Origin of the sequence: Streptomyces coacervatus (assembly GCF_029223485.1) — a bacterium.
Classification (GTDB): Bacteria; Actinomycetota; Actinomycetes; order Streptomycetales; family Streptomycetaceae; genus Streptomyces; species Streptomyces coacervatus.
In genome coordinates this window covers 1-13,308 of record NZ_JARHTP010000023.1, presented here as the reverse complement: position 1 = coordinate 13,308, position 13,308 = coordinate 1, and the positions used below count along the sequence as shown (strand labels likewise).

Sequence of the window (13,308 nt, the reverse complement as noted above, 5' to 3'; positions counted from 1 at the left end):
TGGGCGTGGCCCGTGCCGAAGGTGCGTAAGACACCCGTAAGACGCCGTCGTTACGAAGGTGGACGCCGTCGGCTGCGACGGACCTCCTTCGCTGCCACCAGCAGGGCCGTGACCGTGGCCACGCCCACCAGGGTCAGCAACCAGTTGCGCGGGTAGTCGAGCGGCAGCACCGTCGAGTTGGCCCGCGGCCCCGGTCGCAGCAGCACCGGCAGCGCCACCGCGGTCAGCGCGCCCGCCACGAGCAGCGCCCCACGGATCGGCCCCCGCACCCCGCCACGGACCAGCACCAGCCCGACAAGCAGCACCACCGGCGCGATCAGCGCGTCGTGCAACACGACCGCCCCGCCGAGCCACTCCAGCACACCCATCAGATCCTGCTGCCTGTCCAGCAGCAGGGACGCGCCGACACCCATCAGCGCCAGCCCGGCCGCGCCGGCCAGCAGTCGCAACACGTTGACCCTCATGACAGCACCTCCAGTCGGCCGACCCACTTGGTCTGCAGCACGCCCGGACGGTTCGGAGCGATCAGACGCACCGGATAGCCATGATCCGGCGACAGTTCCTCACCGTTGAGGCACAGCGCAAGCAGGGTCAGCGGGTCCCGGGCATGCCCGTGGCCCATCTCGGACACCCGGTAACCACCCCTGGTCTGCAACGACACCACCCGTACCCGCGCATGGACCGGGGCTCCCACCCGCTCCAGCAGGTCCACGACGCGCACGCCCGTCCAGTGCGCCGACTTGCTCCAGCCCTCTACACAGGCGATCGGCAGCTCGACCTCGTACTGGGGCAGTGCCCTCAGCTCGTCCAACGTGAGTGAGTAGGGCCGCGGTCCGGCGACGGTCAGGCGGTAGCCCTCGGCGTGGATCAGGCCGACACCGGCCGCCGCGGCGGTCCGGTTGACCGGCAGCCCCTCGGGACCATGGTCGGGGTGGCGGGGCGCGAGGAGGGTGAGGTCCTTCAACGGGGTAAAGGACTGCCCCACCGTGGTCACGGTGACGGCGCCGACCGCCGCCGCCACCGCAGCGAGCAGGGAACGCCGATCGGGGGCGTCCTCGGCCGGCAGGGCCAGCGTGCCCGGCGAACGGCGGCTCCAGTGTGCCGCGATCTCAGGTGCCTTGACCGCGATGTGCAGGACCAGGGCGCCCACCACCAGCCAGGCCACGGCGTAGTGCACCGCCACGAAGGAGAAGGGCCACGGGTACCACTGCGCGGTGTTCAGCAGGCCGGTCGCCAGCTCGAAGAGAGCCGCCGCAACCAGGACGGCCACCGACACTCGCTCCAACGCGTGCCGCACCGAGCGCACCAGTGGCCACTCGAACAGCCGCGGATACACCGTCCACAACTTGGCCAGCAGCAACGGAATCGCCGCGATACCGGAAGCGACGTGGAGCCCCTGCGTGAACCGGTAGCCCCACACCGGGCGGCTCGGCAGCTCGTTGGCAAGCCATCCCGGCGGGTGCTGCATGAAGTGACTGATCAAGCCGGTGCAGAAGCACACCGCGAACGCCAGGCCGAGCCACCGCCCGATCGAGGTCGCCGTGCGGGCATCGTGCAGTCTGCCCTTGAACACGGGCGGAAAGAAGCGGGATCTCATGCCTTCCATCCCACCCGAGGGAAGGCCGCCCCGGAACGTCCGGCCGCCTTACGGAACAGGGACGTCTTCCGGCCTCGACACACGGGCAGCACCCGCGGGACTCCACCCGTCGCTGTCCTGACGACTGCGTGCGTCGGCGCATTCTTTCATGCTTGACCTTCAACACGCTTTGGACCATCGAGAGGATCAACGGGCCGCGTCCTCCGCTTCTTGCGCAACTCATCGACCGATGATCACGGCGCGCTCCGCATCGAGGGGGCGATCGTCCGCGCGCTGCGAGGCACCGAACGCAGGCGTACGGGACGCCGGACTGCTTGATCAGCTCCTCGGTGCGAGCATGCGGCCCGGCCATGGTGATACCGCTGCTGTCCGCGTTGAGGTAGCTCGTGTACTGCAGCCACATGCCGATGTTGTCGGTGTAGATCTTGATGTAGGAGCCGTTGCGCAGGATGAAGCATGACATGCACGCGAGGAGCAGTGGCTCGATCGGAGGGGTCAGTGCCGCACAGCCACATGTACGACACCTCAACTCTGGACGGCCGTGCCCGGCCGGGCACGAGCAGGCAGCGCGAGGACGGTGGCGCCGTTGCCCAGGGCAGTGTTTTCGAGGGTGAGCTGCCGGAACCGTTCATCTATGCGGGCACCATCCCAACGCCGGAGCAAACCCCCGGATCAGATCGAACCCGTACACCATCTACATGGACGCAACCTCCCACCGCCGCTGTTCATCACAGCAACCTGTGACCTTCGACGGTGCACATCGATCCCGACGTAAGCCTGTATCCCTGGGCCTCCTCCCCGAGCCCACCAGTCCTTCCTGGCACTGATGCTCCGCCCAGGACCGCCCGATTGGGGCCCCAACCCTCATAGGGACAGCTCATAACCGATCCGTTCGGGCGGGTGATCCGGGCGTCACCGGCATTACCCGGCGCGACACACGACATCACGGCCGCCTGCATCCATGACGTCATCGACACCCTGACCGCGGCCGGCGTTCCGTGCCGGGCGGACAAGGCCTACCAAGGAGCCGACGGCACCGTGCGGCTGCCTACCGCGGCCGCTGGGACAAACCACGACTCAGGCGTAACCGGTGATCGTCAGTTGCACAAGCCAGTCCCTTCCGCTCGCACACGAGGCAAGACCTCTGCGGGCAGCAAAGAGGGCAATACCACTCACTGCATGATGTCGCCGTTCCGGCTCGCGCGTACCTGCCTCACCAGTTGCCTCGACCGTTCGGTTCCGATGTGCAATTCCTTGCGCAGCGACTCGGCCGAGACCGGGCGCTGATGCAACTCACGGTGCCGGGCGTCCACTTGGCATGCCTGATCCAGCAGAAGATCACGGGCGACCGCCTCGTCGACACCTGGGCGGCTACCGGGCACCGTTTCCACACGCGCGCTCGGACCGTGGGCCAAGAGTTCCACCGCGAGCAGCAGCGCCACCGGTGGCCAGCCTGCGACCAGCATCGGCTTCCACGCCAGGGCTGGCGCGGCGGCGATGTTGGCGGCCAGGGAGACCGCGATTCCCATGAAGAACGCCGCCCACACGGTCCAGCGGAGGCGCCGATTGGTCCGGTCCGGCCGTTTGAGGAGGCTTGCGGTTGCGAGGAGGAGCAAGCCGTCCACGGACAGCGGCCAGAGAGCGGCACTCGCCGTGTCCGCACCGCCTTGCAGCGCGAAGTCGTATTGATGGATGTAGGAGGCGTAGGCGGCCACTCCCGCCACGGCCAAGGCTCCCACGCGTCGCATCCAGCGGTCCCATTCGGCGTGACGCGGCATGAAGTCCCCTTCACCTCCGGAGTCGTGTGGAGGGCGATCCGGCTGCGCGGATCTCCAGCCCTCATCCATAAAGGCCGGAATTCCGGGCCGTTTTGGACACGACCCGGCCCAGTACCTCACGATGCGGACAGCGCCGCGCCACCGAGGGCTTACATCTCCGCTAAAGACCCATTAGGCATCTACTAAGCCGGCACTAAAGATCTCCGTATCAGCGGAATCCCCTGGGTTGCGACCGTGGTGGTGCGTCAAGATCCCATTCTTGGTCCTTTCTTGTTGGTGTCCTGGCTGCCTGAAGGCATCACTTCTTCGGCTGGTGAAGGAGGCGCCTGACATGAATGCCGGAGGACCAGCTGGCGCGGCACGACGTCCTCAACACCCGGACGGTCTCCTGCCGTTGCAGGTCGCCACGGAGTGCTTCTCGCAGTTGGCGGACGGACCGAGGCCGCTGCATCTGGACGGGCGGCTGTTTGCCGGCCTGCCCAACAGGCCGCTTGCGCTGGATGAGGTACGTCGACGGATGCTGCAGCGTCGCTGCCCGCGGCGGACCCGGGATGCGGTCTGGGCACACCTGGTGCAGTGCGCACGCGAGGAGGGGGCGTCCTGGACGATGGCGTGCGTGGGCATGGCCCTGCCGGCGCTGGCGGGGATCTGCCGCTGGCTGGCGGCACGCTATCCGGGGGATCCCTACGACGTGCACGCCGAGGTGCTGGCCGGCTTCCTCGAGGGGTTGGCCACCGTCGATGTGGAGCGGCCGCGGGTGCTGGTGCGGCTGCGGTGGGCGGCGTACCGGCGAGGGTTCGCGGCGCTCAGTGAGGCGTTGCGTGCGCCGGTTCCGGTCTCGCCCCGGTTCTGTTCGGCTCCGCCTCAACGCCCGTGGGGCCACCCGGACCTCGTCCTGGCGCGGGCAGTCCGGGAAGGAGTCCTCAGCCGGACTGAGGCGGACCTGATCGGTGCTACACGGCTCGACGGCCAGGCCGTGACGGACTGGGCGGCCTCGCATAGGACGACTGCCCCGGCGGCCTACAAGGCCCGGCGGCGGGCCGAGTACCGACTGGTCGCGTTCCTCCGAGGCCGGACCCGGACTGAGGGACAGGCCGCGCGAGTTCGGACGGTCGTGCGACCCGTTTCATCACGGCCGCGCCGTTCTGTCGAGAATTTCTGCGGCCCGGTGTCCAAAAGCGGGGCTTAGCGCGGCCTTTTCCTACGCGGGGGTTCTGACGACCCGCGATTCGTTCGTGCCGTGCTCGGAGGTGTGCCGCATGTACAGGCCCCATTTCCCGCGAAGCCGCCCTCCCCGTTTCGTCGGGTGGGCACCATTGCGTGGTGGGCGGGCGCTTCGCTGGGCGGTCGTTTCCGCGGCGGTGCTGGCGTTGTGCCTCGTCGGTGCCGCCTCGGCGAACGCCCTCGATGCCGGCACGGTCCTCGCCCTGGCGAAGTCCGTGAACGAGGTGCTGAACAACATCCGGAACTGGATCATGGGTGTCCTTGCCGGGCTGGCCACGGTGTTCCTGAGCGTCGGAGGTGTCCGCTACCTGATGGCCGGGGGCGATCCGGGCGAGGTGGAGAAGGCCAAGACGGCCTTCAAGAGCGCCGGTTGGGGGTACGGGCTCGCGGCCCTGGCGCCGCTCGTCGTGGCGATCCTCAAGGGGATCGTCGGGACGGGAAGCTGATGCTCCCCTTCGACGCCGACCCCGGGGGCGTGGCCGGCTGGATCGCCAAGGGCATCGCCGCGGCCCTCAACGCCTTCTTCGAATCCCTGGTGACCACGGCGCTCAACCCGTTGCTCAAGCTGCTGACCGAGACCCTCCTCACGACGCCCTCGCCCTCGTCGCTGCCGCAGGTGCCTCACCTGTGGTCGAACTCGTGGGAGATCGCCATCGCCTCCTACTCGCTGCTGGTCATGGTGGCGGGAGTGGTGTTGATGGCCCATGGGAGCGTCCAATCGCAGTATTCGCTGCGCGAGTTGGGGCCGCGCATCCCGCTGGGTTTCCTCGCCGCGAGCATGTCGCTGCTCGTCGCCGCCAAGGCCGTCGACCTCGCGAACGCCCTGTCGTTGGCCGTACTCGGTGGAGGGCTCGACAAGAAGTCGGCGGGCGCGGCGCTGCGGGACTTCGTGCTGGAGAGCTTCCTGCCGGGCACCGGCATCTTCACGATCGTGTTGTGGGGCGTCGCCGTCGGTGTCCTGGTGGCACTGCTGGTCACGTACGTCGTACGGGTGGCGCTGACGATCCTGCTGGTGGTCGGGGCTCCGCTGGCGCTGATGTGCCATGCGCTGCCGATGACGGACGGAGTCGCCCGCTGGTGGTGGCGCATTTTCGGCGGCTTGCTGGCGATCCAGGTGGCTCAGTCGGTGGCTCTGATCGTCGCCATCCGGGTGTTCTTGACGCCCGGGAATCTGAGTCTGTTCGGCTCGGTGCGCAACAGCCTCGTCAATGTGCTGGTGGTCGTGGCGCTGCTGTACATCCTGTTCAAGATTCCGTTCTGGATCCTGGGCTCGGTGCGGGTCAGCCACCGGCCCTCGTTTGCCGGGCGCGCCGTGCGAGCCGTGTTGCTGTACAAGGCCTTCGGGCTGCTGCGCAACGGAGTGAGGGCGCCGCGTCTCGCCCGGATCGCCAGTGCGGGTACGAGCGCGTCCGGCGGCAACACCAACCCACCGCCCGTGGGACCAGCAGGACCTGCCGTCCCGCCCCGGCGACCTCGGCCGGGAACTCCGCCACCGAACGCGGGGTCCCCCGCCCGCCCACGCCGCCGGCCACCCGGCCCGCCGTTGTTCCTCGCGCCCACCCCGAATCAGCCGGCACCGACCGCGCCACTACCTCGCACGGCCGCCACTGCTGCGCCGCCCCTCCCCCACTTCCGATCACCGCAAAGCCCGCCCCCAGCCAAACCTCCACCCTCACCTCAGCCGATGGCCCGCCGGACCGCAGCGCCCCAACCACCCCTCTTCCGAGCGCCATTTCCCGGGCCAGTGGTACGGCCCCTCCCCCGTCCCACGCAGTCGGCGGGTCCCGCACACTTCCAGCAACCGATCCCACCCCCGCCACCCGTGCGCCCCCGCCGCAGCCCGCAGCCGCCGCCACCGCTCACCTTCCGCGCCGCAGGACAGCCGGCTGGCACACCCCCGCTCCACGGCCCGGATCGACGGGGTGACCCGCGGTGACGCAGCCCGTACGCATCCCTGCGGACGTCGACCGCGAGGACACCGTGCTGGCCAACCTCACCGCGCGCCAACTGCTCATCCTCACGGTCACCGGCACCGTGCTGTACGGCCTGTGGTCCCTGACCCGCCACACGGTGCCGCTCGTCGTGTTCCTCGTCGTCGCCCTGCCCGTCGCAGCAACGGCCACACTCCTCGCCCTGGGCCATCGCGACGGGCTGCCGCTGGACCGGCTGGCCCTGGCCGCCGTACGACAGCACCTGGCCCCTCGCCACCGGATCACCGCCCCCGAAGGTGTGCCGCAACCACCCGCCTGGCTCCAGGCGCGCATAGTCGGCCAAGAGCCCGGACAACCGCACACACCGTCTGCTGCTGCGCCGCAGTTGCCCGCCCAAGAGGTCACCGAGACGGGCCTCGTCGACCTGGGCACGGACGGGCTGGCCGTACTCGCGGTCTGCGGCACGGTCAACTTCGCGCTGCGTACGCCCACCGAACAGGAGGCGTTGATCAGCGCGTTCGGAAGTTACCTGCACTCCCTCACCGCACCCGTGCAAATCCTTGTCCGCGCAGAACGCCTCGATCTGTCGGGCCAGGTGGCCCAACTACGTGCGTACGCCGAACAGTTGCCACACCCGGCGCTGGAGACAGCCGCGCGTGAGCATGCCGACTACCTGGAGCAGCTGGCCCACGAGGCGAATCTGCTGCGTCGGCAGGTGCTCCTGGTACTGCGCGAACCGTTGCGATCCGTATCACCGGAGGACAACCCGTCACCCTTCACTGTCCTCACTCGACGTACGACGAAACCGCGCGACATCCCATCGAGCCGCTCTCTCCAGCGTTCTGCGGAAGCGCGGCTGCTGCGACGCCTCACAGAGGCCTCGGAACTGCTCGGCCCCACCGGCATCGCCGTCTCACCACTCGACTCCATGCGAGCCACCGCCGTCCTGACGACTGCCTGCAACCCCGACAGTCTGGTGCCGCCCTCACCGGCCATCGCGGCGGCCGCAGACGTGATCACCAGCCCAAGCCCCTACCATCGGGAGGAGGTTGACCCACCATGAAACGCCGCGCCCGACGATCGGACGGGGCTGCGCGAACACACCCCGAGTCCGACCACACCTTCGCCCCCGACACCCTGATGGTCAGGTCCCGCCAGCTCGACATCGGCGCCGAACGGGTCGCCTCCTTCGCCATCGCCGGCTACCCGCGGGAAGTCCACCCCGGCTGGCTCCAACCGCTGCTCACCTACCCCGGCCGACTGGACGTCAGCCTGCACATCGACCCGATCGACCCGGTCACCGCCGCCAACCGCCTCAAACGGCAACTCGCCCGTCTCGAATCCGGCCGCCGCTACGGCCAGGACCACGGCCGCCTGCTCGACCCGCACGTCGAAGCCGCAACGGAGGACGCCTACGACCTCTCGGCTCGACTCGCCCGCGGGGAAGGCAAGTTGTACCGCGTCGGCCTCTACCTCACAGTCCACGCCGGCGGCGACGAAGAGCTGGCGGACGAGACGGCTGCCGTACGGGCGCTCGCGGCCAGCCTGCTCCTGGACGCCAAGCCGGCCACCTACCGGACCCTTCAGGGCTGGGTCACCTGCCTGCCGATGGGCCTGGATCTGCTGAGGATGAGCCGCACGTTCGACACCAGTGCGCTCTCGGCAGCCTTCCCGTTCACCAGCCCGGACCTCCTCGCCACCGACCCCACCGACATCAGCTCCCCCACCGGCGTCCTGTACGGCTACAACGTCGGCAGCCAGGGCCTGGTCCACTGGGACCGCTTCGCCCAGGACAACCACAACTCCGTGGTGCTGGGACGATCCGGAGCGGGCAAGTCCTACCTGGTCAAGCTGGAGTTGCTGCGCTCGCTGTATCGCGGCATCGAGGTGCAGGTGATCGACCCGGAGGACGAGTACGCCCGCCTGGCCGCCTCGGTGGGCGGAACCTACGTCCATCTGGGCGCGGACGGCGTACGTCTCAACCCGTTCGATCTGCCGCTCCACATCCGCCCGGACGGGCGCCGAAGTGCCCCCAAGGATGCTCTCGTCCGGCGCTCCCTGTTCCTGCACACCGTCATCGACGTCCTGCTCGGCGGCAGTCTCACGCCTGCCGACCGGGCCGTCCTGGACCGGGCGCTCGTGGCCACCTACCAGCAGGCAGGCATCACCGCCGATCCCCGCACCTGGACGAGCCCCGCCCCGCTGCTGCGCGACCTCACCGACGCGCTGACGTACCTCGACCATGGTGAACTGGCCGGCCGCCTGCACCCGTTCGTGCACGGCGCCTTCGCCGGACTCTTCTCCGGCCCCACCACCACCCGTCCCGAAGGCCATCTCGTCGTCTTCTCCCTGCGGGACCTACCTGAGGAGCTCAAAGCAATCGGAACGCTCCTGACGCTGGACACGATCTGGCGCCAGGTCGCCAACCCCGCCCTGCGCAGGCCCCGCCTGGTGGTCGTCGACGAGGCCTGGCTGCTGATGCGGCAGACAGCGGGCGCCGACTTCCTGTTCCGTATGGCCAAAGCCGGTCGCAAGCACTGGGCCGGACTGACCGTCGCCACCCAGGACACCGGCGACGTCCTGGGCAGCGACCTCGGCAAGGCGGTCGTCTCCAACGCCGCGACCCAGATCCTGCTCCGCCAGGCGCCCCAGGTCGTCGACGAGATCGCCCGCACCTTCAACCTGTCCGACGGGGAACGGCAGTTCCTCCTCACCGCGGACCGCGGACAATGCCTCCTGATCGCGGGCACGCAACGGGTCGCCTTCCAGAGCATCGCCTCGCCGACCGAGAACTACCTCATCACCACCGATCCCGCCGAACTCGCGGCGTACACCGACAACTGCACGGCGCAGGAACCGCTGCCCGCGTCCAAGGTCGCTCCGTCCGCCCTTGAGCCGCAGGACCTCGAGGTTGACGCCTATGGCCACATCACGCTGGACTCCGCTTAGTGCCGTGGAGGGAGGCATCGGTTTACGGACGGGATTGCGTGCAGTCTCGCACGATGATCTTGCCGGTGTTCTGGCCGCGCAGCATTCCCAGAAACGCGTCCACGATGCGCTCGAACCCGTCGACGACCGTCTCGTCCAGAGCAAGCCGGCCGCTCTGCAGATGGGGTACCGCGAACTCGTACAACTCATCTTGCACGTCACGGTAGTTGCTGACCAGGAAGCCTTCCATGCGCAGGCTCTTTTCCACGATGTCCGCGTAGTTGAAGCGCGGCGGCGCCGCGTCGGGAGTGTTGTACTGGCTGATGGTGCCGATGCGGACGATGCGCCCGAACTCGCGCAACGCCCCTACCGCCGCAGCCAGTTGCTCGCCGCCGACATTGTCGACGAACACGTCGATGCCGTCCGGCGCGGCCTTGCCGAGTAGTTCGGCGGCAGGCCCCTCGTGGTAGTCGAAGACGGCGTCATAGCCCACCTCCCGGGTGAGATGGGCGGCCTTCGCCGCCGTACCCGCGCTGCCCACGAGCCGTCCGGCGCCGAGCAGCCGGGCGAACCGGCCGGTCGCCGTGCCGACCCCGCCCGCGGCCGCCGACACGAACAGGTCCTCGCCCTCCTGGAGCCGGGCGATCCGGGTCAGGCCCGCATAGGCGGTCAGACCGGTGCCGCCGAGGATGCTCAAGTACGCCGTCGGCGGCACCCCGTCGAAGCCGGGCAGCCGCCGGATCTCCCCGGGCGTGACCACGGCGTGCGTGCGCCAGCCCCGCCGGTGGAACACGATCTCGCCCTCGGACAGCCCAGGCGTGCGCGAGGCGATGACCCGCCCGATGGTGCGCCCCTCCAGCGGTGCGCCGAGCGCGAAGCCGCCGGGCACGTCGTCCATCATCTCGCGGTGATACGGGTCGACGGACCAGTAGAGGTTTTCCACGAGCGCGCTGCCGGCCGCGGGTTGGGGAAGCGCGTGCTCGACGAAGGCGAAGTGCTCGGCGGTGGGAAAGCCGTGGGGGCGGGCGGTCTGGTGCACGGTAAGCGCGGTCTCGTTCATGACCGGACCGTAGGGCGGGAATGCGCCTGGTGGGCAGCCGGTTGGGCTCATGCGAGCCCCCGTTCCATGAGCACTTCTCATACGTTGAGGTGAGCACCCCGTGGCCCGCACGACCGACTCCGATCTCGCCCCGCACGAACTGCGCGTCCTGGTGGCGGCCGCGGACACCGGCGGCTTCTCGGCCGCGGCCATCACACTGGGGCTGACCCAGTCCGCGGTCTCCCACTCGGTGCGCGGCAGCGAGCGCAAGATCGGTGCGGTCCTCTTCGAACGCGGCCGCACCGGCGCCCGCCCCACCCCGGCCGGAGAGAAGGCCGTCGCGCACGCCCGCCACATCCTGCGCCTGCTGGACGTCCTGACCACTGAGGCACGCGGCGCGGCCCGCTCCGGCGCGGCGCAGGGGCCGCTACGGATCGCGGCCTTCCGCAGCGCGGCCCTCCACCTGCTGCCGCCCGTCCTGCAGCAGCTGCGCGCCCGGTATCCCGGGATCGAGCCGCGGGTGCGGATCGTGCGCGAGGTGGGGCGCGGCACGGCCGGCGAAGTGGCCGACGGGAAAGCCGACATCGCCATCGCCACCCTCGGCGGGACCGTGCCGCTTGAACCGGGGCTGGTCGCCAGCGCACTCTTCGATGAGCCGTATGCCCTGGTGCACGCGCCGGGTCACGCCGCCCCGCGCTCGCTGCCACTGGTCGACTGGGCCGAGAACTGCGGCTCCTACACCCGCGACTGGTGGGCCGCACAGGACTGGATCCCCAAGGCCACCGTCGAGGCCGAGGACGACGGAGCGGTGCTCGCCCTGGTCAGCGGAGGCCACGCAATGGCGATCATGCCCGCGCTCTCCCTGACCGGAGCACCGAACTCGATCCGCATCACTGATCTCGGCCCCGAGCGCCCGACACGCCAGGTCGGCTACGTCACCACCTCCGCACTGGCCAGATCCACCGTCGTACGCGCCCTGGTGAGGGAACTGCGGGCCACAGTCCCCCAGGGCGCGAGCCTTCCCAGCGGCGAGGCCTGATCAGATCGATTGCGTGACCCGGCATGACCGGCAGTGGTCGACGGCGGCGGCCAGGTTGGCCAGCCGGTCGGGGTGACTCGGGCGATCGCGAGGTTGCGGAATGCGGCCACGGCCCTGGTGCTGTCCGTCTAAGTGGCTGTTGTCGTTCCGAATCTGAGGGCGGCGTTTTCGCTGGTCAGGCATAGCGTGGGTGACTCGGTGGGAGTGGTGGCGTGTCGTGTTGTCGCTCCTCGGGAGGTTGCGGATGCCGTCGGTCGTCGGACTGCTGGAAGAGCACGAGCTCGCTGCTCGGCGTCGAGTCGACGGGCTGCGGGAGGAAGCCGATCGCATCCAGGCCGAGCTGGCCGCGGCCGAGCAGGAATGGCAGGAGTGGGCGATTGCCCGCAGACGAGTGGGCACCGTCCTAGCTCCGGACGACGGCAACATCGCTGATCAGAAGGCCGCTCCTGGCCCACAGAACACGGACACGCTCTCAGGGGCCAGGCAGGCGGCAAAACCGAAGTCGCAGGTGCCGGTATGGCGTGAGGGGCTGGACTGGTCGGTGCTGTCGGTGGACTATCAGCGCATCCTCGCGGCCCTCGCGGACCGGCACCGGCTCCATCAAGGACCCGTGAGCTGCCAGGAGTTGGCCGTGATGTTCGGCCTGGACGCGGTGCCGGCCAAGGTAGAAGCGCTGCGGTCGAAGGCGAAACGCCTGGTCGCGCGGGGCTGGCTGGCCGAGCGGCAGCCGGGCCGGTTCACCCTCGCCCAGGGCCCGGCCGGGCAAGGCGGCGCGTCATGAGCAGGGTCATCGACCAGTAGACCATCGCCTCGGCGCTGGCGGTGCGGCGTTCGAAGTCACGCACCAGACGACGGGTGCGCATCAGGTGGGCGAAGAACCGCTCGACGATCCACCGCTTGGGCAGCACCACGAAGCCGCGCATGTCGTCGCTGCGTTTCACGATCGCCAGGACCAGTGCGAACGCGGCCAGACAGTGCTCGACGAGGCTGCCGGTGTAGCCGCCGTCGGCCCAGACCAGTTCCAGCCGGTGGTGCATGTCGGCGACCTGCCCGAGCAGCACGTGGGCGGCGGTGCGGTCGCCGGTGTCCGCGGCGGTGACCATCACGCCCAGCAGCAGGCCGAGCGTGTCGACCACGACGTGCCGCTTTCGGCCGTTGATGAGTTTGCCGCCGTCGAACCCGCGGCTGTCGGCACCGACGACGGCGTCCGCCTTGACCGACTGCGAGTCGATCACACCGGCCGTCGGTGCCGCGTCGCGGCCCAGCCTCTCGCGGACCTCTTCACGCAGCCGGTCGTGGAACTCCCTGACCAGGCCATGGTCGCGCCAGCGGCGGAAGAACGCATAGACCCGGTCCCACGGCGGGAAGTCCCCTGGCATCGCCCGCCACTTGATCCCGTTGTCCACGAGATACCGGATCGCGCCCAGCATCGTGCGGTGGCAGTACGCCTCCGGCTGCCCGCCGCGGCCGCGCAGCCAGGCCGGCACCGGCAGCAGCCGCCGGACCTGGGCCCACTCCGAGTCCGTCATGTCCGACGGATACCGCCGAACACGTTCCGGGTGATCGGCCGCATTCCCGAACCGGTGAGCGACACAATCACACGTCGGTGCAACCGAGTTGAACTCCACCGGCGCGAGCACGTACAACTGCGGCAACAGACACCTCACGCGGCTAAGTGTCAAGCTGCGGCGGCAAGTTGGGTTGGGAACGCGGTCTGTTCGTCGAACAGTTCGTGTTTCTGGAGGCAGTGGTGGAGCTGGCCGATCATGCGG

At 69.3% G+C, this 13,308-nt stretch carries 12 protein-coding genes; 7 read left to right on the top strand and 5 right to left on the bottom strand.

Going from position 1 to position 13,308, the window contains the following annotated elements; genetic code table 11:
- Positions 1-50: 50 nt before the first annotated feature.
- The 3 genes from P2Q00_RS41520 to P2Q00_RS41505 all read right to left on the bottom strand — a co-directional run bounded on the left by P2Q00_RS41520 (position 51) and on the right by P2Q00_RS41505 (position 3,375).
- Complete coding sequence (locus tag P2Q00_RS41520) at positions 51-464, bottom strand: hypothetical protein (RefSeq protein WP_275779867.1); 414 nt, start codon at positions 462-464, stop codon at positions 51-53.
- Positions 461-1,597 carry a molybdopterin-dependent oxidoreductase gene (locus tag P2Q00_RS41515; RefSeq protein WP_275779865.1) on the bottom strand — a complete coding sequence of 379 codons (1,137 nt, stop codon included), beginning with the start codon at positions 1,595-1,597 and terminating at the stop codon, positions 461-463. Before P2Q00_RS41515 ends, P2Q00_RS41520 begins: the two co-directional genes overlap by 4 nt.
- Positions 1,598-2,769: 1,172 nt before the next feature.
- The gene (locus P2Q00_RS41505; protein WP_275779864.1) at positions 2,770-3,375 is read right to left on the bottom strand and encodes a DUF2637 domain-containing protein; all 606 of its coding nucleotides are present in this window, start codon (positions 3,373-3,375) and stop codon (positions 2,770-2,772) included.
- A 517-nt stretch (positions 3,376-3,892) separates the two neighbouring features.
- On the opposite strand from P2Q00_RS41505, the gene P2Q00_RS41500 reads away from it, so the two are divergent.
- The 5 genes from P2Q00_RS41500 (at position 3,893) to P2Q00_RS41480 (ending at position 9,479) form a co-directional block, all read left to right on the top strand.
- The gene (locus P2Q00_RS41500; RefSeq protein ID WP_275779862.1) at positions 3,893-4,564 is read left to right on the top strand and encodes a hypothetical protein; all 672 of its coding nucleotides are present in this window, start codon (positions 3,893-3,895) and stop codon (positions 4,562-4,564) included.
- 70 nt (positions 4,565-4,634) lie between these two features.
- Positions 4,635-5,045 (top strand): pilin, encoded by a 411-nt coding sequence (locus P2Q00_RS41495; RefSeq protein WP_275779861.1) that lies wholly within the window; start codon positions 4,635-4,637, stop codon positions 5,043-5,045.
- Entirely contained in the window at positions 5,045-6,535 is a 1,491-nt protein-coding gene (locus P2Q00_RS41490; RefSeq protein WP_275779858.1) for a TrbL/VirB6 family protein, read from the top strand. Before P2Q00_RS41495 ends, P2Q00_RS41490 begins: the two co-directional genes overlap by 1 nt.
- On the top strand, positions 6,532-7,593 hold the full coding sequence (locus tag P2Q00_RS41485; RefSeq protein WP_275779856.1) for a PrgI family protein: 1,062 nt from the start codon (positions 6,532-6,534) through the stop codon (positions 7,591-7,593). The genes P2Q00_RS41490 and P2Q00_RS41485 overlap by 4 nt, the downstream gene beginning before the upstream one ends.
- The gene (locus P2Q00_RS41480) at positions 7,590-9,479 is read left to right on the top strand and encodes a VirB4 family type IV secretion system protein (RefSeq protein WP_275779854.1); all 1,890 of its coding nucleotides are present in this window, start codon (positions 7,590-7,592) and stop codon (positions 9,477-9,479) included. Before P2Q00_RS41485 ends, P2Q00_RS41480 begins: the two co-directional genes overlap by 4 nt.
- Before the next feature lie 22 nt (positions 9,480-9,501).
- Here P2Q00_RS41480 and P2Q00_RS41475 read toward each other — a convergent pair whose 3' ends face one another.
- The gene (locus P2Q00_RS41475) at positions 9,502-10,518 is read right to left on the bottom strand and encodes an NADP-dependent oxidoreductase (RefSeq protein ID WP_275779853.1); all 1,017 of its coding nucleotides are present in this window, start codon (positions 10,516-10,518) and stop codon (positions 9,502-9,504) included.
- Between the two features lie 100 nt (positions 10,519-10,618).
- Here P2Q00_RS41475 and P2Q00_RS41470 point away from each other — a divergent pair, with 100 nt between their 5' ends.
- Entirely contained in the window at positions 10,619-11,536 is a 918-nt protein-coding gene (locus P2Q00_RS41470; protein WP_275779852.1) for a LysR family transcriptional regulator, read from the top strand.
- Between the two features lie 244 nt (positions 11,537-11,780).
- Positions 11,781-12,317 carry a hypothetical protein gene (locus P2Q00_RS41465; RefSeq protein WP_275779851.1) on the top strand — a complete coding sequence of 179 codons (537 nt, stop codon included), beginning with the start codon at positions 11,781-11,783 and terminating at the stop codon, positions 12,315-12,317.
- On the opposite strand, the gene P2Q00_RS41460 is transcribed toward P2Q00_RS41465, so the two are convergent.
- On the bottom strand, positions 12,274-13,065 hold the full coding sequence (locus P2Q00_RS41460; protein WP_275779849.1) for an IS5 family transposase: 792 nt from the start codon (positions 13,063-13,065) through the stop codon (positions 12,274-12,276). The two genes, P2Q00_RS41465 and P2Q00_RS41460, sit on opposite strands and share 44 nt — an antisense overlap.
- Positions 13,066-13,308 lie beyond the last annotated feature (243 nt).

Excerpts from the sequence above, each read along its gene's own strand:
- P2Q00_RS41460 (WP_275779849.1), bottom strand. The coding sequence starts at position 13,065 with ATGACGGACTCGGAGTGGGCCCAGGTCCGGCGGCTGCTGCCGGTGCCG.
- P2Q00_RS41475 (WP_275779853.1), bottom strand. The coding sequence starts at position 10,518 with ATGAACGAGACCGCGCTTACCGTGCACCAGACCGCCCGCCCCCACGGC.
- P2Q00_RS41490 (WP_275779858.1), top strand. The coding sequence starts at position 5,045 with ATGCTCCCCTTCGACGCCGACCCCGGGGGCGTGGCCGGCTGGATCGCC.
- P2Q00_RS41505 (WP_275779864.1), bottom strand. The coding sequence starts at position 3,375 with ATGCCGCGTCACGCCGAATGGGACCGCTGGATGCGACGCGTGGGAGCC.
- P2Q00_RS41500 (WP_275779862.1), top strand. The coding sequence starts at position 3,893 with ATGCTGCAGCGTCGCTGCCCGCGGCGGACCCGGGATGCGGTCTGGGCA.
- P2Q00_RS41515 (WP_275779865.1), bottom strand. The coding sequence starts at position 1,597 with ATGAGATCCCGCTTCTTTCCGCCCGTGTTCAAGGGCAGACTGCACGAT.
- P2Q00_RS41495 (WP_275779861.1), top strand. The coding sequence starts at position 4,635 with ATGTACAGGCCCCATTTCCCGCGAAGCCGCCCTCCCCGTTTCGTCGGG.
- P2Q00_RS41480 (WP_275779854.1), top strand. The coding sequence starts at position 7,590 with ATGAAACGCCGCGCCCGACGATCGGACGGGGCTGCGCGAACACACCCC.
- P2Q00_RS41465 (WP_275779851.1), top strand. The coding sequence starts at position 11,781 with ATGCCGTCGGTCGTCGGACTGCTGGAAGAGCACGAGCTCGCTGCTCGG.
- P2Q00_RS41520 (WP_275779867.1), bottom strand. The coding sequence starts at position 464 with ATGAGGGTCAACGTGTTGCGACTGCTGGCCGGCGCGGCCGGGCTGGCG.